Raw genomic sequence first — 18,608 nt, forward strand, 5'->3', positions numbered from 1 at the left:
CCTTCCCGGGCCGGACAGATCGTGCGGGGCCCATATAAGCTTATGAACTCAAGTGTGACACCGGGAAGAGGGGCACGACGATGGATGATCGTCGCGAAGATGCGTCGATCCGCACGGATCGTCCGACGGATGCGGCGGCGGATGCCAGCCTCCCGACTGTTCGCGAGGTGCTCGCGCTGCCCGAGCTCGTCGAGGGCCTGCCGGACGTCATCGTCGGCGGCGACGCGCTGGATGCGCGGGTGCGCTGGGTGCACGTCTCCGACAGCGCCGGCGTCGCGCGACTCCTGAACGGCGGCGAGCTGCTGCTGTCGACCGGAAGCGGATGGCCCGCCGACCCGAACGCCCTCCGCACCTTCATCGGCGACCTCGTCGCCGCAGGGCTCTCCGGCCTCGTGCTCGAGCTCGGCACGCACTACCGATACCTGCCGGCCGTCGTCGCGGAGGCTGCGCGCGAGCGCGACCTGGCGCTCGTGACCCTCCACCGCGAGGTGAAGTTCGTCGCCGTCACCGAGGCCGTGCACAACCGCATCATCTCCGAGCAGATCGCGGCCCTGCGCGCCCGCGACGAGGTGCGCGAGCGGTTCACGGCGCTCGCCCTGCGCGGTGCGCCCGCCGACTACGTCGTGCACCAGCTCGCCCAGACGCTCGGCGCTCCGGTCGTGCTCGAGAACCTCGCGCACGAGGTGATCGCCGCCGACATCCCGCCCGCTCTCGAAGAGGAGCTGCTCACCGGCTGGGAGTACCGCTCGCGCGCGGCGCACCGGGACCCGGGGGAGTGGCTCGTCGTGCCCGTCGAGGCGCGGGGCACGCGGTGGGGGAACCTGCTGCTGCTGCCGGGCCCGCCGCATCCCGCCGGCCGGCGCGGCGTTCTCGAACAGGGCGCGATCGCGCTCGCGCTTGGAAGGTTGGCCGAGGGCGAGGCCGACGAATGGTCGCGCCTCAGCCGTCGACGTCTCGTTGACGGGCTCCTCGCCGGGCGCTTTGCCGGCGCCGGTGCCGCCGGTGCGCGCCTCGAGGCGGCGGGACTGCCCGTGACGGGGGCGCGCCTGCATGGCGTCGTGCTTTCCGGCGCACCCATCGTGTCGGAAGCGGTGGATGCCGCGGCCCGCGGCCTGCGCGGACGGGCGTTGACGGGCTCAGCCCCCGCGGGCGTTCCCGGACCTGCGGCGGCGATCCTGCTGTCGCTGCCGGTGGGCGTGGAGTTCGACGACCGCACTGCGCGTGCGTTCGCGCGCGCCGCCGCTGGGGATGGTGCGGATCGGTCTGTGCTCTCTGTGGGTGCGGCCGCCTATGGGTTGGACGAGGCGCTGGCTTCGTTGCAGGAAGCGATCGACCTGGCCGCCGGCGGCGGGTGGCGGGAGGGCCGCGGGCTACGTGTGCGCCGGGGTGACGATCGTCCGCTCGTGCGGCTGCTGACGACACTCCGCGACGACCACCGCCTGCTCGAGCACGGCGAGCGGATGCTCGCGCCGCTCATCGACTACGACCTGGCCCGCGACGGCGACCTCCTCGACGTGCTGGGTGCGATGCTCGCCCATCCCGGCAACCGCACCGCCGCGGCCTCCGCCTCGCACCTGTCGCGCTCGGTCTTCTACCAGCGCATCTCCCTGATCGAAGACCTGCTCGACACCGACCTGGACGACGGCGAGACCCAGGCCGCCCTGCACGTCGCCCTCCTGGTGCGCCGCGCGGCTCGCCGGTAGTTCACCCGGTCCCCGAGCCTGTCGAGGGGTCGTTGCTCCGGTCGTTGAGCGAGCGAAGCGAGTCGAACCGCAGCGACGCCTCCGGTCCCCGAGCCTGTCGAGGGGTCGTCCTCATCGCGGGTAGTTACGACCCCTCGACGAGCTCGGGGACCGGCGGGTCCCGCCGCGAGTCAGGCGGAGACGGCCTCGGCGGAGTGCACGACCTCGCCCGCGAGCACCGTCATCCGAACCCCGGCCGACAGCAGCACCTCCGGCCCATCAACAAAGGGGTCGGCATCCAGCACGAAGAAGTCGGCTGCGGCGCCCGGCCGAAGAACACCCAGCTCGCCGTCCCACCGGGAGGCATAGGCGGCATCGCGGGTGGCGCGGCGCACGGCGTCCGCGATGGGCATCGCGTTGCGCGGGATGTTCGCGGGCAGCCCGGGAACGAGAGCCGACTGCCGCGTCGCGGCGATGTAGAGGTTCGGCAGCGGCTGGTAGGGAGCCGTCGGCGCATCCGTTCCGAGCGCGATCGTGGCACCCGCATCCGCGAATTCGCCCCACGGGTATCCCCGCTCGACGCGGTCGTCGCCGAGCATCGCGCGCCAGTTCTCCTGGATCGCCGGGTCGCAGTGCACCGGCTGCAGCGACGCGACGACACCGAGGCGCGCGAGGCGCGCGGGGGTGGCGGCATCCACCGTCTCGAGGTGCTCGAGGCGGTGACGCCGGTCATCGCGCGGACCGTTGGCGGCGACGGCCGCCTCGAGCGCGTCGAGGGCGAGGGCGGATGCGGCGTCCCCGATGGCGTGCATCGCGACCTGGAGGCCCGCTGCATCCGCCGCCGTCACGACAGCGGAGAGCGACGCAAGGTCCCACAGCGCATCAGGATGCGACCCGTCGGCGAACGGGTGGCGCATCGCGGCGGTGCAGCTGTCGATGACGCCGTCGACGAAGATCTTGATGCCGGTGATGCGCAGCCAGGGTCCGCGAAGCGTAGAGGCCAGCGAGACAGCGCGCGCGACGCCGGCCAGATCCCCGGCGGAGGAGGAGGTGCGGTTGACCACCCAATGCCCGGCGACGCGCATCGGCAGGCGCCCATCGCGCTTCTGCAGAGCAAGCAGAGCACGCAGCTCCGGCTCACCGAGTCCCATGTCGACCGCCGCCGTGACTCCCACCGCGAGATACGACTCGAACGCGGCCGAGAGGGAGGCCTCGCGGTCGGCGTCGGAGACAAGCGAGTCGAGCACGTCCCGCATGAGACCGAGAGACGCGTTCTCCATCAGCATCCCGGTCGCCGCACCCGAGGCATCCCGCTCGATGGTCCCGCCGATCGGATCGGGCGTCGCGTCGACAACCCCGAGCTCCGCCAGGGCCGCACTGTTGACCCACGCGGAGTGGTGGTCGTTGGCGATGAGGTAGGCCGGGCGGTCGGAGATCACGGCATCGATCATCGAACGATGCGGCGCGCGCCCCTCGAGCGTCGAGAAGAGCCAGCTGCGGCCCATCAGTCGCTCCGCATCCGGGTTCGCATCCGCGAAAGCGGCAAGCCGGGCCTGCAGTTCGGCCAGGTCCGCCGCATCCTGCAGGTCGACCTGCGAGAGCGACTCGCCGAGCGAGACGAGGTGCGTGTGCGCGTCGACGATGCCGGGCAGGACGACCGCACCATCCAGCTCCACGACCGAAGCGTCGAACAAATCCGCCTCAGCAGTCGAGCCCACGAACATGACTCGGCCGTCAGAAACAATGAGCGATGAAGCCCAAGGCGAAACATCCGAGGTGAAGATCGCTCCTCCGCGGTAGTGGACAGCACTCACAGCGACTCCTTCGAGGTCGCGGACGCCCGCACGATCAGCAGGTACAGGACGAACGGCACGACGAGTCCGACCGGGACCGAGAGGTCGATGCCGCCCATCGCAGCCGCGATCGGGCCGGTGAACACGAGCGTCGCCGAGCACATAAGGGAAGCAGCGATCCCGACGAGCACCGCGACCGCGCCGGCGACGTGCACGCCGCCGTTGAACCAGAAGGTCGAGCCGCGCTTCTCGTCGGTGAGGGCGATCCCGTCGTAGCGGTTGCGGCGCCACAGCATGTCGGCGAGGTAGACGCCCATGACGGGTCCGAGGATCGTGACCGACAGCTGCAGCGCGTTCGAGACGCTGTCGAGGAAGTTGAACACGAGCAGCGCGAAGAGGGTCATGATGACGCCGACCGTGCCGTCGACGAGCACGGTGCGCGTACGGGGGAGCTTGATGCCGATCGCCTGCAGCGCGAGGCCCGAGCTGTACGCGGTCATGGCGTTGTTGGCGATCGTGCCGACGATGACCGAGATGAGGAAGATCGGCGCGAACCACGCTGGCAGGAACTTCTCGAGGCCCGCCTCGGGCGAGGTCATGTCGACGGCGGATGCGGCGAGCACGCCGACGAAGGTCGCGAGGATGCCGGGCAGGATCATGCCGGCCGCGGTCCAGGTCGCGACATCCCGCACCCGTGTCGTGGCCGGGAGGTAACGCGCGAAGTCCGCACTATTCGTGTAGGAGAGCGGGGAGGATGCGACGAGCGCGATGCCCGCGGCCATCATGGCGATGAGGTCGATGCCGCCGACGGGCTTGGCGGGGGCGAAGCTCCAGTGCGCGCCGCTGACGACGAAGAACGCCATGACCGCGAAGATGATCGCGAGCACGAGGGCGAGCGGCTGGTAGAGGCGCATGATCAGGCCGTGGCCGTACACGCTGATGTACATCGTGACGGCTGCGATGACGATCGCGCTGATCGCGATGGTCCAGCCGTTCGACGGGACGCCGATGCGGCCGAGGAGGCCCACCAGGACCGTGGTCGCGGCCGCCCAGTTGATGGCGAGGTAGCAGACGCTGATGAGCCATCCGGCGATCGCGACGTTGACCTTGTTGCCCCGGATGCCGTACATCGTGCGGGTGATGACCTCGCTCGGGGTGCCGGCGGCGGGTCCGGATGCGGCGACGATGCCGGTGATGATCGAGAAGAGGTTTCCGATCACGATGCAGGCGAGCGCCTCCCACAGGCTCAGGCCCATGACGACGAGGGTCGCGCCGATCACGACGGCGAGGAAGTTGACGTTGGGCGCGGCCCAGACCGCGAACAGGTCGCGGGCGCGGCCGTGGCGCTCGGCGTTCGGGATCCAGTCGATGCCGTGGGTCTCGACGCGCGTGGCGCTGTCGGTCGGCGTGGTCAGTTGCGGTTCGGATGCTTCGGTGGGTGTCATCTGCGACACAGTGTCCTCCAGGGGAATGTGAACGTCTTCGTTCGGGCTCGAATGGGGACGCTACGTATGCAAATCGGTTTGCACAAGCTCGCGGTAAAATCCTGATGTGGGGAGGAAACGCTCGTCGATCAAGGATGTCGCGCGCCGCGCGGGCGTCTCGGAGACGACCGTCTCGCACACCTTCTCCGGGAACCGTGCGGTGAACCCGGCGACGCAGGCCCGGGTACGGGCCGCCGCGGCCGAGCTCGGCTATCACCCGGACGTCGTTGCTTCAGGCCTCCGCAGGAGCCGGCTCGGGGTGATCGGCCTGGTGCTGCGGCCGGCGGTGGGGGAGCATCCGCAGCAGACGGCGGATGTCGACTACTTCCCGCGTTTCGCCGGTGCCGCTGCCCTGGCGTCCTTGGCCAATGGATACGCGCTGATGCTCGCTCCCGACCCGACCGTGCCGGGAGCGCCCGTCACCGCCTACGCGTGCGACGGCATCATCGTCACCGATCCGGTCGCCGACGACCGCCTCATCGGGGCGTTGCGTTCGAGCCGTACCCCCTATGCGCTCGTGGGCGTGGACGTGAACGACCCGGATGACGCGTTCGTCATCGACATCGCGACGGCGTTCATCACCGACGTCGTGATCGACTATCTCCTTGGCCTGGGCTGCTCGCGTCTGGGTCTGGTCGTCGGGACCGACCGGATCGAGTGGAACGAGGCGACCGAGGCGCGCTTCGTCGAGCGGGTTCCGGATGCGGTCGTCCTCCGTCTGTCCGAGGACCTCGACCGCTCTGGTTTGTCGGCTGCCGCCGATTCGTTGACCGGTCGTGTGGATGGCATCTACTGCTTGACGAGCGAGCACGCTGTGGGGATCGTCCCTCGCTTGTTGGAGTCCGGCGTGCGGGTTCCCGAGGACGTGAAGGTGGTGTGCGGTTCGGATGCGGAGTCCCTCCGCTCGTCCGTCCCGTCTATCTCGTCCGTCGACCTGCAGCCCGAGCCGCTGGGCCGCCAGGCCGCCGCTTTGGTCCTCCGCCAGCTCGAGCCCGGCCTGGAGTTCGACGCGCCCGCTCCCGAGCACGGCCGCATCATCGTGCGGCAGTCGTCGGAGTAGAGAGGCGGAGTCCCCGAGCCGTCACTTGTCCCCGAGCCTGTCGAGGGGTCGCTCCACTCCGCTCAGCCCGGTCGTTGAGCGAGCGAAGCGAGTCGAAACGCAGCGACCCGAGTACTACTTCGTAACGAACTGGGCGAAGCGTTCCGACAGCAGCTCTCGATCCGGTCGCGCGTTGCGATTCGCCGGCAGGCGGATGTGTCGTCCATGCATGTCCTGCAGCCCATGCCGCAGCATCGGCCCGTCGATCTCGTCCAGGAGATCGCGATCGATTCTTACCTCATAGTCGGGGCTGATACCGAGGAGCGAGCGGTCATACGCGGCGTGATGGATCTTGCACATCGCCAGCCCATTCGTCACGTGGGGGACGCCGCGTTCTTCCTTGTCTGACACGATGTGGGCAGCATCGAGCAGTTCAGCGTGCTTCAAATCGCAGATCGTGCATGCGCTTGCGTAGGCGCGAAGCACGCGCGCCCGGAACAGCGGCTGATGGTCTGGGCTGGGCGGTCAGCCCCGCCCAGCCGCCCACAACGGCACAACCGCCCCATCCACATCCCTGTACACGACCTCACCCCCGACGCCCACGCGCCTAAGCGGATACAGCGGCGAGCGGCTCGACGACCCTGGCGCCCACACGAGGTCACCCTCGGCATCCACCCACCACGCGTTCGCACCCGCGGGGTCGGACGCCATCACGCGGACCTCGGCATCCTGACCCACGGCAACGACACGACCGGAATAGCCGGATCCGACACCAACGAGCAGATACCAAGGCTGGCCGTCAGCACGTTCGACGCGGCGCCACGCGAGAGGAGCCGCATCCTCCGCACCCGCGGCCTGACGCGCCGCAGCCAGCAATGCCCGGACGTCGTCCTGAGGCTCCGCTGGCTGCGACATGTTCACACGATACGCGCGCTCTCAGATGCCTCGGCCCGCGGGAGTCAGCGCCGTGAACACGCGGCCGTCGCTGCGCACGTACAGCCGGTGATCGCCGTAGCTCACCATCTTGAACGGGTAGTACGGCGACAGCGACTGTGCGCACGGGCGCCACACCCAGTGGCGGCTGATGCACGCGATGCCGGGGCGCAGCGTCAGGCCGCCGCGGCCCTTCGACAGCTTGTGCATCTTCCGGTGCAGGCGCTCGTCGACCTCTTCGCGGGTGAGCGTCAGCAGCGCCGTGTTCTCCGAGTCGGGGAGCGCGCGGCCCTGGCGGAAGTCGCCGAAGCGCGCATCCACGTTCAGTACCGCGGAGGCGCGGCCGTTCCGCATCTGCGGGACGATCCAGTAGAACTGGTCGGCCCTGTCCAGGCGCTGCACGAGTTGCGGCTCACCCGGCTCGGTGCCCTCCAGGGCGTGACGCCAGGCGTCCTCTTCGTAGAGGCCGGCCTCCTCGAAGCCTCGCCGCGACAGCTCCACCGCCGCCCGCGAGTCGAGCAGCTCGCGTCCGTCGAACTTGGGAAGCTGGCGCTCCACCCGCTCCGGGTTGCGGTCCGGCGGAGGCTCGGGGTCGCAGATCGCGACATACTTCCCGCCCCACAGTCCACCTGACGCGCCGGTCATGTAGTCGGCCTGCCAGGTCGAGTAGCTGATGTACTCGTCGGCGACTCCGCGGGTGCCGCCGGAGCCGCATCCATCGCCCGTCGAATGCGGAGGCTCCGCCGCCCCGGACGGGACCGGCGGCCAGGGGTTGTTCACGAAGAACCCCTGCAGCGAGTAGCCCACATCCATCGAGCTCGACGGCATCCCGTTCGCCTGATATCCGCGGATGGTGATCCAGTGCGCCGAGCCGAACACCAGCGCCGCCGGTGCCACGCGGTAGTGGTGGATGGTCCACGCGATCATGCGGGATGTCGTATCCTCCGTCGCCAGCGCATCCAGGACGAAATATCGCCCCGACTGACGATGGTTCAGCGTCCACGCGAGGCCGTCCGGTGCCGTGTACCAGCCGGCCTCCGCCGTCGAATGATCGTGATTGTCGGTGTAGAGCGACGACTGGTCGATATGACCCATGCCGCACTCCTGCAGAATCATCTGCGCGCACGCGGCGCCGCAGTAGTAGTTCGTGTCCTGCTGGTGGTACTCCGTGCCCAGATCTTCGGTGACCATGATCCGTCCCCTCCTGCCGGTGGTCTTGATAGGAGGAGGTTCGGGCGGGATGGGGTGATACCCGCCAGGCTCGGCGGGCCGTCTTCGGTGACCCCTGTGACAGAAGTGAATCTGACAGTACTGTATGAAATATTACTGAATTGGCTGGGAGGGGACGCCGGAGTCCCCTCGGAAGGGTTCATCGATGAAGACGAAGATCCTTGCCCTGATCGGATCGGCGGCGCTCGTCGCGCCGCTCGCCGTGGGCACTGCAGGCGGAGCAGCGTACGCCGCCACGGAAGAGAATCCGCCGGTCCGCATGGAGGACGGAGTCACCGCGCCCCTGTACGACTACGCGGGTGCGATCCGCGAGACCGTGTGGGTGGATGCCCCCGACCTCAACGGCGACGGCCAGCGCGAGCGCATCGTGACCGACATCATCCGACCGCGTGAGCTCGACGGCAACGCGAAGGTGCCCGTCATCATGGATGCGAGCCCCTACTACCTGAGCCTCGGTCGCGGCAACGAGTCGGAGCTCAAGAAGTACGACGCCGACGGCAACATCAGCCAGATGCCGCTCTACTACGACAACTACTTCGTGCCCCGCGGCTACGCGTACGTGGGTGTCGACATGGCGGGCACCGCGCGCTCGACCGGCTGCGTCGATGAGGGCGGACTCTCGGATGTCGAGTCGGTGAAGGCCGTCGTCGAGTGGCTGAACGGCAACGCCACGGGCTACGACGCCGCCGGCAACGTCGTGAAGGCCGACTGGACCAACGGCAAGACCGGCATGATCGGCAAGTCGTACGACGGCACGCTCGCCAACGGCGTCGCCGCGACGGGCGTGGAGGGCCTGAAGACCATCGTGCCGATCAGCGCGATCAGCTCCTGGTACGACTACAACCGGTGGCAGGGGGCCGTGAAGTCCACCCACTACGCATCCAGCCTGTCGCGCACCGTCGCCGGAGGCCGCACCATCCCGACGGACTGCTCCGCCACCCTCAACCGGATGAACGCGGAGGATGGGGATGCCACGGGCGCGTACAACGCCTTCTGGGCGGAGCGCGACTATCGCCAGGGATCCGTCTACGACGTGAGCAAGGTCAAGGCCAGCGTGTTCGTCGTGCACGGCCTGCAGGACAACAACGTCAAGACGATGAACGCATCCACCTGGTGGGAAGACCTCGGGAAGGTCGGCGTCAAGCGCAAGATGTGGCTGAGCCGCCTCGGCCACGTCGACCCGTTCGACTACAGCCGCGAGCTCTGGGTGAAGACCCTGAACCGCTGGTTCGACTCCGAGCTGATGGGCATCAAGAACGGCATCGACTCCGAGCCCGCCGTCAGCGTCGAGGTCGCCCCGAACCGCTGGGAGCAGTCCAAGACCTGGCCGATCGCCTCGGCCCCGGACGATGCAGCTGCACCCGAACGCCGAAGGCACGATGATGCTCGGCAACGCCGCTCAGGGCACGGTCTCGTACGTCAACACCGGCCGGGTGTCGGAGTCGGCGGCGGTTTCGCTGGCCGACAACCCCAACCGCCTGCTGTGGACGACGGGCACCACCAAGCACGAGGTCCGGATCTCCGGCACGCCGACGGTCGATCTCGCGGTCAACGACTCGGCCGCGGTAGGCCAGGTCTCGGTGATGCTGGTCGACTACGGCACGATGGACCGTGTCTCCGCCAGCGGTGACGGCGCGATGAACCTGGCGACCTCGTCGTGCTGGGGAGCAGCCAGCGCGACCGATGATGCCTGCTACATCGACGTCACCCGCCGCATCCAGAACAGCGCGCTGCAGATCCTGGCGCGCGGCTGGCACCGTCTCGACGGCGCCGGCGACCACACCGTCACCGTCGAACTGGCCGCGAACGACGTGGTCGTCCCGGCCGGGCACCAGCTCGGACTCGTGATCACCGGCGCCAACAACGGCGTGATCATGCCCGACACCGCCCGCAACCCGTACACGGTCGACCTGGCGCGCACGACGCTCAACCTGCCTGTGTCCGGTCCGATGGCCGGCTTCGGCCCCGGTGCGCTGCAGGTCAAGGACACCGAGAACCTGGCGGAGGGAACTCTGCCGACGTTCACGGCGTTCCAGATCCCGGGGCGCTGACCCGCCCCCTTTTGAGCGCGGTCCCTTCCCGAGGATTCGGGGAGGGGCCGCGTTGGGTCTGGTAGAGCGAGACCGGCGGGGTTACGATCGCGCGCATGAGGATGCGGATGCTGTTGCTCATCGCCGCGTCGGTGCTGCTTCTCGTGGGCACGGTGCTCGTGTTCGTCGCGTTCGATGCGCACTCCCATTCGGCGAGCGACACGATCCGGCCGTTCGTCATCACGATCGTGCCGATCTGGGCGGCGTTCAGTCTTGCGGTGTGGGCGGGGAGTGCCGGCGCGCGACGGCGCGATCGGGAGTAGGCGCACCACCCGGGCAGTCACAAGTCGATGTCGCGGGGAAGTGATCGTCGTGGCAGCTCGAGGTCGACCGCGTGCGCGTGCGCTGCCTCGAGCCGGCTCTCAGACGCGCTGAGTTCCCAGAGCGCGGACACAGGTAGGCCAGAGCCGGTCTCCGAAAGCCGCGCCCTGTCAGCTCGTCTTACGCGCCAAGTCGTAGGTTCGCAGAACTCAGCTCGTCGGTTTGCCGGACTCGACTCGTAGGTTCGCAGCTCTTGACGCGGGGGATCGCGAGTGCGAGGACGAAGTCGAATGGCTGCGGCTTCCGCCGGCGCATCCTGTCTTGTCAGACTGGGGGCGTGATCAACGACGTCTCATTCCCCGGTGCTGCGGACACGATCCGCGGGCGCCTGTACACCCACGACGAACCGCGACCGGCGGTCGTCATGGCGCACGGATTCTCCTGCACCGCATTCGGTATGACGGCCGACATATACGCAGCCGCGTTCCATGAGGCAGGCTTCGCGGTGCTGCTGTTCGACCATGAAGGCTTCGGGGTCAGCGACGGCCCGCGTGGCGTGATCAATCGGTGGATGCAGCTGCGGGGATATGAGCAGGCGGTCGCGTTCGCGCGGGCGCATCCTTCCGTGTCGACTGTCGCGCTGTGGGGGGACAGCTTCAGCGGCGCAGTGGCGATCGCGCTCGCGGCGTTCGATCCGTCCATCGCGGCGCTCGTCGTGCAGGTACCGGCGAGCGGGACGACGTACGGATCGCCCGACGAGGGCGGGCAGTTCGAGGCGCTGCGGGAGTTCGCCCGAGATGCAGATATCGGAGCCTCGCGAGTGGGGGATCCGCATCCTGTCGTCGCTCTTTCGCCAGAGGATGTGGAGCCGTTGCTGACCGATCCGTCAGCGGTCGCGTGGTTCGGCGAATACGGGATGCGGCCCGGCTCGACCTGGCGCAACGAGGCGCGCATGGGGTCGCTGCGCGCGCCGGCTCCGTTCACCATGAGCATTCTTGCGCCGCGCGTGGCGTGTCCGTCACTGTGGGTCGTCGCGGATGACGACGTGATGCCGGGGGCGGAGCCCTTTGTATCTCGGGAGGCAGCTGCGGCGGCGGGCGGCGAGTTGATGCGGATCGAGGGCGGGCACTTCGGGCTGCTGTGGGAGGAGTCGCCGCTGCTCGAGAGGGTTGTCGATGCGGAGGTCGAGTTCTTGCGGCGGGTGCTGCTTCCGGCTCGTTGATGAACGACCGAGTCTCCGGTCGTTGAGCGAGGGAGCGCCAGCGACCGAGACGAAACGCGCTGAGCCGGTCTCAGCGTTTCGACTCGCTTCGCTCGCTCAACGAACGGCAAGGGTAAACACCGAGCGGACAGTAGCGCGTTTCGACTCGCTTCGCTCGCTCAACGACCGGGGGGAGTGCGCGCGGCGCCCATCCGCCACCGGTCGTTGAGCGAGGGAGCGCCAGCGACCGAGACGAAACGCGATGAACGTTCTCACTGCGTTTCGACTCGCTTCGCTCGCTCAACGACCGCGGAGTGCAATGAACGTCGGAGAGCCAGCGCGTTTCGTCTCGCTTCGCTCGCTCAACGAGCGGCGTGAATCAATGACCCGAAGTGGAGGAGCTGTCGCCGGCGGGCTCGGGCGAAGCATCCGTCGCCTCGTCTGAATAGCCCGCGATCGCGTCGTCGTTGTGGTGCACGTGGGGGATGGGCGTGCCCTCCTCGGCGAGGACCTCCTCCTCCATCTTCATCGTGAGCGGCCGCTTGAAGAAGCGCGTCAGGTAGACGAGCAGGAAGACGCCGATGACGAGCCAGACCGCGCCCGCGATGAGGGCGTCGGCGCTGAGGTTGATCCACAGCAGGATCGTGAGGCCGAGGCCGACCGCGGGGAGGATGACGTTCCGCAGCACCTGCACGAAGGTCTTGACCTCCTTGCGCCGGATCGCGAAGTACACGATGACGGTGAGGTTCACGAAGCTGAACGCGATCAGCGCGCCGAAGTTGATGAGCGAGTACGCCGTATCGAGCGCCATCGGGATCGCGAGCAGCGACACGAACCCGACGAGGATCACCGCGTTCGTCGGCGTGAAGAACCGTGGGTGGATGTAGGAGAGGAAGCGCGAGACCGGGCCCTTGCCGTTGCGGCCCATCACGTAGATCATTCGCGACACGCTCGCGTGCGACGACAGGCTGGATGCGACCATCGCGCCCATGGATGCGGCGGTGAAGAAGATCTTGAACCACGTGCCGCCCACCGCGAACGCCATCGGCGGCAGGGTCGAGTCGCTGATGAGCTTGTCGGCATTCAGGCCCGGGTTGGAGTGCAGGATGTCGGTGTAGTTCGGGAACACGGACTGCGAGAACCACGCGCCGAGGAAGAAGATCGCGCCGCCGATCAGCAGAGCGACGACGATCGCCTTCGGGACGGTGTTCGGTGACTTGGCCTCCTCCGAGTACATCGTGATGGCGTCGAATCCGATGAAGGAGAAGCACACGATCGTCGCGGCGGTGAGCAGGTTGGTGAGCTCGACCGGGCTGTGGAAGAGCGGCTTGATCGACCACGGGGTTCCGTTGCCGACGCCCTGCGTGAGCTGGACCCACGCGAGGACGCAGAAGGTCAGGATGGCGACCGACTGGAAGACGACGAGCACGAGGTTGATGTTCGACGTGCCCTTCATGCTCCAGAAGTTCAGCGCGGTGATGAAGGCGACGTAGACGACGACGAAGATCCACACCGGCGCATCCGGGAAGAACGACTCGAAGTAGTTCTTGCCGATGAGGGCGTTCACCATCGGCAGGAGAAGGTAGTCGAGCAGCGACGACCAGCCCACGACGAACCCGACGTTCGGGTGGATCGTCTCCGACGCGTAGGTGTACGCCGACCCCGCGGAGGGGAAGACGCGGGTCATCCGGCCGTAGCTGATCGCGGTGAACAGCATCACGACGAGCGCCACGATGTACGCGAGCGGGACGAGGTTGTTCGACTCCTGCGCGACGCCGCCGAACGTGTCGAAGACGGTCGTCGGGGTCATGTAGCCGAGGCCGAGCCCGACGATGGACCACAGGCCGAGCTGCCGGGCGAGATGCGCTCGCTTCGTATTCTGCGCTGCCGCGGTCTGGGTCATGTCTGGTCCGCCTTCGCACTGTCCTCAGGCACGCGCCGATGAACGTGCCGCCAAGCCAGGGTATTGCAGGAGGCATGGCCACGTCGGCCAGTGCGTGTCCCGTGGATCGCCGACACGTACACCGATAACGTCGATAACGTCGAGAACGTCGAACACAGCGGCCCGCCCGCTTCGGCCCGGATCAGGAGGAGGCTCGCCCGTGAGCGGTCGGATCGTCGTCGGATACACGGCAACCAAGGGCGGGAAGGATGCCGTCGCCCTGGCATCCCGTCTCGCTCGGAACACGGGCGCCTCGCTCGATCTCGTCCTCGTTCTGCCCACCGACGCCGGCACGCTCGTGCCCCCGGACGCCGGTTTCGACGGCTACCTCGTCGACCAGGCCCAGCGCTGGCTCGACCGTGCCGCCGCCCGCGTGCCGGAAGGGATCGAGAGCCGGCAGCACGTCCGCTGGGCGGAGTCTTTCGCGGAGGGACTCATCGGCGTCGCCGACGAGCTCGAGGCCGACGTCATCGTGATCGGCCCGGCCAACGGCGCGAAGCGGAGCCATCACCGCCTCGGCTCCACGGCGACCGAACTGCTGCATTCGTCGGACGTGCCGGTCGTGCTCGCGCCCGGTGGAGAGCGCAAGACGGATGCGGCGGCCCCCATCCCGCGCTTGACGGTCGCCATCGGCACGCGCCCCGGCGCCGAGGCGCTCATCGAGACCACGACGTCTTTGGCGCGTGTGCTGAACGTGCCGGTACGGCTCGTCTCGCTCGTCACCGTCGACCTTCCTTCGACCCTCGACACCGGCGTGGTCCGCGTCGCCGGTGCCGCCCACGCCGACGACGTGCTCGGCCGGGTGCGCGCCGCGCTCCCCGAGATGAGCGAGGTCGACGTCCTGGTGGGCCGCGGCGACAGCATCGAAGAGGCCGTCCGGAACCTCGAGTGGCTCCCGGGCGAGCTCGTGCTCGTGGGATCCAGCCGTCTCGCCCAGCCGCGCCGGCTCTTCCTCGGCTCGACCGCGGAGAAGATGCTCCGCGAGCTGTCGGTGCCGATGGTCGTTGTGCCCCGCGGGGCCGCTGCTTCCTGACGGCCCGCTCAACGACCCGCGGAGGAATAGGCGCTCCCGGTCGTTGAGCGAGGGAGCGCCAGCGACCGAGACGAAACGCAGTGAGCCGGCGTCACCGCGTTTCGACTCGCTCCGCTCGCTCAACGACCCGCAAGGGGAGTAGGCGCTCCCGGTCGTTGAGCGAGGGAGCGCCAGCGACCGAGACGAACGCAGCGAGCCGACCTCACCGCGTTTCGACTCGCTCCGCTCGCTCAACGACCCGCAAGGGGAGTAGGCGTTCCCGGTCGTTGAGCGAGGGAGCGCCAGCGACCGAGACGAAACGCAGCGAGCCGGCGTCGGCGGCGGGGAGCCGCATCCATCCGGTCCATAACGAGTGTCGAGCGGGCTCACAGTATTAGCGATTCGCGCCCACCTCTCCTTCCTGGTGAGAAGGCCGCAGGGGGCGGCCTATGGGAGGAGCAGGCGATGTTCGGTTACGACCAAGACATCGTGGGTCCCGTGCCGTGGGCGGAGCTGATCCGCGCGCGTACGGCTGACCAGGTGCAACGCGCTGTGCTCGTGGCGGTGAGCCGCGGGGCTGCGCGCATCGGCGTAGCGCCTGTCCGAGCCGAGCTTCAGCGCGCCGCCGGCGCGGCGATGGCTCGCCTCGAGCTCGGCGGCCGCGAGGCCGGCGGGCAGGAGATGGCAGGGGCGGAGCTGTTGGGCCTCGCCGCCGACTACGAGGGCACGTGCCCGCCGACGATCGACGAGATCATCGCGGCGATTCTCCGCCACCACGGATACCCGCCTCCCCCACCGCCGCCCGAGTGGCTGACGGCCGAGGAGGTCTCGATGGTCGCGGCGATGAGCCGGTTCGCCGACGCCGCGGGTCTGAAGGGCGTCGCGGAGGTCGCGCGCGGGGCGGTCGAGAACTCGGCGGGGTAGGCCGCGGGTTCGGGGGATGGATGCCGCGGGCGGGGGGCCCGCGGCATCCACTCTGTTCAGGCTGACGGTCTGCCTGGATGATGTCGGCTGCGGCGGCTACGCTCGGCGTTGCCGGGTCGGCAGTGTCGCCGACTCTGTCGGCCTTGTCGGCCTTGTCGGCCTCAGGAAGGTGGTCCGATGACGGATCTCGAGCAGCTCAGCCGATTCACGACCGGTCGCGGGTTCGTCGCGGCGCTCGACCAGAGCGGGGGCAGCAGTCCCGGCGCGCTTCGCGCCTATGGCGTGGACCCTGCGCAGTACGCGACGGAGGCCGAGATGTTCGACCTCATCCAGGCCATGCGCGCACGGGTCATCTCGAATCCGGCGTTCGGCTCCGACCGCATCATCGGGACGATCCTCTTCACCGGCACCCTTGACCGCACGATCGACGGCCGCAGCGTCGCCGACTACCTGTGGCAGGTCAAGGGCGTCGTGCCCTTCCTCAAGATCGACGCCGGACTCGAGGATACGGCGGACGGCGTGCAGCTCATGCGCGACGCGCCCTCGGTCGGCGAGGCGGTGAAGCGCGGCCAGGATGCGGACGTCTTCGGGACGAAGGCGCGGTCGGTGATCCACGCCGCCGATCCGGTCGGCATCGCGCGCATCGTCGATCAGCAGTTCGCCCTCGCGGAGCGCGTGCTGGATGCGGGACTCCTCCCGATCATGGAGCCCGAGGTCGACATCACCATCCCCGATCGGGCGGCGGCCGAGAGTCTGCTCAAGGAGGCGATCCTCGCTCGGCTCGACGGGCTGGGCGAGCGGCAGGTCGCCGTGAAGGTCTCGATCCCGGTCGTCGACGACTTCTACGCCGACCTCATCGCACATCCGCGGATCGCACGGGTCGTCGCGCTGTCCGGCGGCTACACGCAGGCCGAGGCCATCGACCACCTCGCGCGGAACCACGGGCTCATCGCGAGCTTCAGCCGGGCGCTTCTCGAAGGGCTGCGCGCCGACCAGAGCGACGAGGAGTTCGGGGAGGTGCTCGCCGCATCCATCGACGCCATCTACCGGGCGTCCGTGACCTGAGCGCGCTGTCGCGCGGTCGTTGAGCGAGCGAGGAACGAGCGTGACGAAACGCGCTGGGGTCTGCTCGGTGCGTTTCGTCTCGCTTCGCTCGCTCAACGACCCGCGAAATGTGGGTCGGCGAAACGGAGGGATGCCGCGGGCACGGGCCCGCGGCATCCACTCAGTCGCCCTTCACGTTCACGAGCTGACGCAGCGTGTGCCGGATCCGCACGAGGTCGCCGGCGTCCGCCATGACCTGGTCGATCGGCTTGTACGCCTGCGGGATCTCGTCGATGAACGCGTCCGTGTCGCGGAACTCGATGCCCTGCATCGCCTCACGCAGCTGCTCGTGCGAGAAGGTGCGCCGCGCCGCCGACCGCGAGTACTCACGACCCGCGCCTTGCGGCGACGAGTTGAGGGACAGCGGGTTTCCGAGGCCCTCCACGACGTAGGACGCGGTGCCCATCGACCCGGGGATGAGTCCCGGCCGACCGGCATCCGCCTGGATCGCCCCCTTGCGGGACACCCACACCTCCTTGCCGAAGTGCTTCTCGTGCTCGGTGAAGTTGTGATGGCAGTTGATGCGCTCCAGCTCTTCGACCGGCTCGCCGAGGACCTCCGAGACCTGCCGGATGACGCGGTCCATCATCTCCTCGCGGTTGAGGAGCGCGAAGTGCTGCGCCCAGCGGAGCTCCCGGATGTACCGGGTGAACTCGGGCGTGCCCTCCACGAGGTACGCCAGGTCGGAGTCGGGGAGGTCGATCCACCACTGCTTCGCGAGCCGCTGCGCGACCGCGATGTGATGCGTCGCGATCTTGTTGCCGACGCCCCGCGAGCCGGAGTGCAGGAACAGCCACACCCGGTCGAGCTCGTCGACCGACACCTCGATGAAGTGGTTGCCGGAGCCGAGCGTCCCGAGCTGCAGCGGCCAGTTGCCGGCGTACGTCGCGGGGTCGAATCCCTGCTTTTCTGCGAGGGCCTCGAGCTCCGCGATCCTGGGCTCCGCGGTCGCCACAACCTTGTTGTTGTACCGGCCCGCGGACAGCGGAATGGCGCGCTCGATCTGCTCCCTGAGCTCCTTGCGGTTCGTGATGTCGGCCGCGGTGAACTGCGTGCGGACCGCGATCATGCCGCATCCGATGTCCACGCCCACCGCGGCGGGCATGATGGCGCCGAGCGTCGGGATGACGGATCCCACGGTCGCGCCCTTGCCGAGGTGCGCGTCCGGCATGAGTGCCAGGTGCGGGTGGATGAACGGCATGCGCGACGAGGTGCGCGCCTGCTCGACGGTCTTGTCGTCGATCAGGCTCGCCCACGAGAGCAGCCGGTTGGAGAGCCTCTCCATGATTCCTTTCCTTGTGTGTGATTCGTGGTCTCGGGGCAATGAAAAACGCCCCGGACCTTGCGGTGCGGGGCGTGAGAACAGTGGATGCTGTCACACGGCGTGCGCCGGAGGGGTCGACTCGTAGCGGTCCTGTCGCTGGTCTTGCGTGAGCGTCAGGGCCATCGTGCTCAGGGTGCTCTGCGTTGCGAGCATGAGTCGTCTCCTCGGAATGTGCTGCGCCGGGCGGCGCAGCAGGTGCTGGGCCGGATGGCGCAGCGTGTGCTGGCCGGATGGCGCAGCCTTACAGAATGACGGATGCGGCGGCGCCGTGTCAACGGGGACTTTCAGGATGCGACCGGGATGGCGGCGGGGTCGGCACCCGTGGGTCGTTGAGCGGGCGAGGAATGAGCGTGGCGAGACGCGGTGGGATCGGCACCTGCGGGTCGTTGAGCGAGCGAGGAATGAGCGTGGCGAGACGCGCCGGGATTGGCACCTGTGGGTCGTTGAGCGAGCGAGGAACGAGTGAGACGAAACGCGGTGGGATCGGCACCTGCGGGTCGTTGAGCGAGCGAGGAACGAGCGAGACGAAACGCGGTGGGGTCGCTGATCACGTCTTCGTCTCGCTTGGAGCGGCTGCGCCTCGATCAGA

15 protein-coding genes and 1 pseudogene are annotated in these 18,608 nt (G+C 68.5%); 9 read left to right on the forward strand and 7 right to left on the reverse strand.

The window, feature by feature from the left end:
* Positions 1-80: 80 nt before the first annotated feature.
* Complete coding sequence (locus QSV35_RS04200) at positions 81-1,703, forward strand: PucR family transcriptional regulator (RefSeq protein ID WP_286287017.1); 1,623 nt, start codon at positions 81-83, stop codon at positions 1,701-1,703.
* Positions 1,704-1,873: 170 nt separating this feature from the next.
* Here the strand turns inward: QSV35_RS04200 and QSV35_RS04205 are convergent, their stop codons facing one another.
* Together QSV35_RS04205 and QSV35_RS04210 are read right to left on the reverse strand one after the other, a co-directional pair.
* The gene (locus tag QSV35_RS04205; protein ID WP_286287020.1) at positions 1,874-3,358 is read right to left on the reverse strand and encodes an amidohydrolase; all 1,485 of its coding nucleotides are present in this window, start codon (positions 3,356-3,358) and stop codon (positions 1,874-1,876) included.
* Positions 3,359-3,492: 134 nt separating this feature from the next.
* Entirely contained in the window at positions 3,493-4,920 is a 1,428-nt protein-coding gene (locus QSV35_RS04210; RefSeq protein WP_286287022.1) for a purine-cytosine permease family protein, read from the reverse strand.
* A gap of 106 nt (positions 4,921-5,026) precedes the next feature.
* Between QSV35_RS04210 and QSV35_RS04215 the strand changes: the two genes are divergently transcribed.
* Positions 5,027-6,019, forward strand: coding sequence for a LacI family DNA-binding transcriptional regulator (locus tag QSV35_RS04215; RefSeq protein WP_286287024.1), 993 nt, complete (start codon positions 5,027-5,029; stop codon positions 6,017-6,019).
* Positions 6,020-6,133: 114 nt separating this feature from the next.
* Here QSV35_RS04215 and QSV35_RS04220 read toward each other — a convergent pair whose 3' ends face one another.
* The 3 genes from QSV35_RS04220 to QSV35_RS04230 are packed head-to-tail and all read right to left on the reverse strand — an operon-like array spanning position 6,134 to position 8,122.
* The gene (locus QSV35_RS04220) at positions 6,134-6,484 is read right to left on the reverse strand and encodes an HNH endonuclease (protein WP_286287027.1); all 351 of its coding nucleotides are present in this window, start codon (positions 6,482-6,484) and stop codon (positions 6,134-6,136) included.
* 39 nt (positions 6,485-6,523) lie between these two features.
* Positions 6,524-6,913, reverse strand: coding sequence for a hypothetical protein (locus QSV35_RS04225; RefSeq protein ID WP_286287028.1), 390 nt, complete (start codon positions 6,911-6,913; stop codon positions 6,524-6,526).
* Between the two features lie 21 nt (positions 6,914-6,934).
* A complete protein-coding gene (locus tag QSV35_RS04230) occupies positions 6,935-8,122 on the reverse strand; it encodes a cysteine peptidase family C39 domain-containing protein (protein WP_286287030.1) in 1,188 nt (395 codons plus the stop codon).
* A 298-nt stretch (positions 8,123-8,420) separates the two neighbouring features.
* Here QSV35_RS04230 and QSV35_RS04235 point away from each other — a divergent pair.
* The 4 genes and pseudogenes from QSV35_RS04235 to QSV35_RS04250 form a co-directional block, all read left to right on the forward strand.
* Positions 8,421-9,491: pseudogene (locus QSV35_RS04235) on the forward strand (CocE/NonD family hydrolase); the annotation flags it as partial.
* Positions 9,492-9,543: 52 nt separating this feature from the next.
* Complete coding sequence (locus tag QSV35_RS04240; RefSeq protein WP_286287032.1) at positions 9,544-10,212, forward strand: CocE/NonD family hydrolase C-terminal non-catalytic domain-containing protein; 669 nt, start codon at positions 9,544-9,546, stop codon at positions 10,210-10,212.
* 95 nt (positions 10,213-10,307) lie between these two features.
* A complete protein-coding gene (locus tag QSV35_RS04245; protein WP_286287034.1) occupies positions 10,308-10,514 on the forward strand; it encodes a hypothetical protein in 207 nt (68 codons plus the stop codon).
* Positions 10,515-10,849: 335 nt separating this feature from the next.
* Positions 10,850-11,734, forward strand: a complete 885-nt coding sequence (locus QSV35_RS04250) for an alpha/beta hydrolase (protein WP_286287037.1) — start codon at positions 10,850-10,852, stop codon at positions 11,732-11,734.
* A 358-nt stretch (positions 11,735-12,092) separates the two neighbouring features.
* On the opposite strand, the gene QSV35_RS04255 is transcribed toward QSV35_RS04250, so the two are convergent.
* Entirely contained in the window at positions 12,093-13,616 is a 1,524-nt protein-coding gene (locus QSV35_RS04255; RefSeq protein WP_286287039.1) for an APC family permease, read from the reverse strand.
* A 199-nt stretch (positions 13,617-13,815) separates the two neighbouring features.
* Between QSV35_RS04255 and QSV35_RS04260 the strand changes: the two genes are divergently transcribed.
* From QSV35_RS04260 to QSV35_RS04270, 3 genes are all read left to right on the forward strand, one after another.
* Complete coding sequence (locus tag QSV35_RS04260) at positions 13,816-14,688, forward strand: universal stress protein (RefSeq protein ID WP_286287041.1); 873 nt, start codon at positions 13,816-13,818, stop codon at positions 14,686-14,688.
* A gap of 444 nt (positions 14,689-15,132) precedes the next feature.
* A complete protein-coding gene (locus QSV35_RS04265; protein WP_286287043.1) occupies positions 15,133-15,591 on the forward strand; it encodes a hypothetical protein in 459 nt (152 codons plus the stop codon).
* Between the two features lie 177 nt (positions 15,592-15,768).
* Positions 15,769-16,656 carry a fructose bisphosphate aldolase gene (locus tag QSV35_RS04270; protein ID WP_286287044.1) on the forward strand — a complete coding sequence of 296 codons (888 nt, stop codon included), beginning with the start codon at positions 15,769-15,771 and terminating at the stop codon, positions 16,654-16,656.
* A gap of 160 nt (positions 16,657-16,816) precedes the next feature.
* Here the strand turns inward: QSV35_RS04270 and QSV35_RS04275 are convergent, their stop codons facing one another.
* Entirely contained in the window at positions 16,817-17,980 is a 1,164-nt protein-coding gene (locus tag QSV35_RS04275; protein WP_286287045.1) for an RtcB family protein, read from the reverse strand.
* Positions 17,981-18,608 lie beyond the last annotated feature (628 nt).

The organism is Microbacterium candidum, assembly GCF_030315975.1.
Classification (GTDB): domain Bacteria; phylum Actinomycetota; class Actinomycetes; order Actinomycetales; family Microbacteriaceae; genus Microbacterium; species Microbacterium candidum.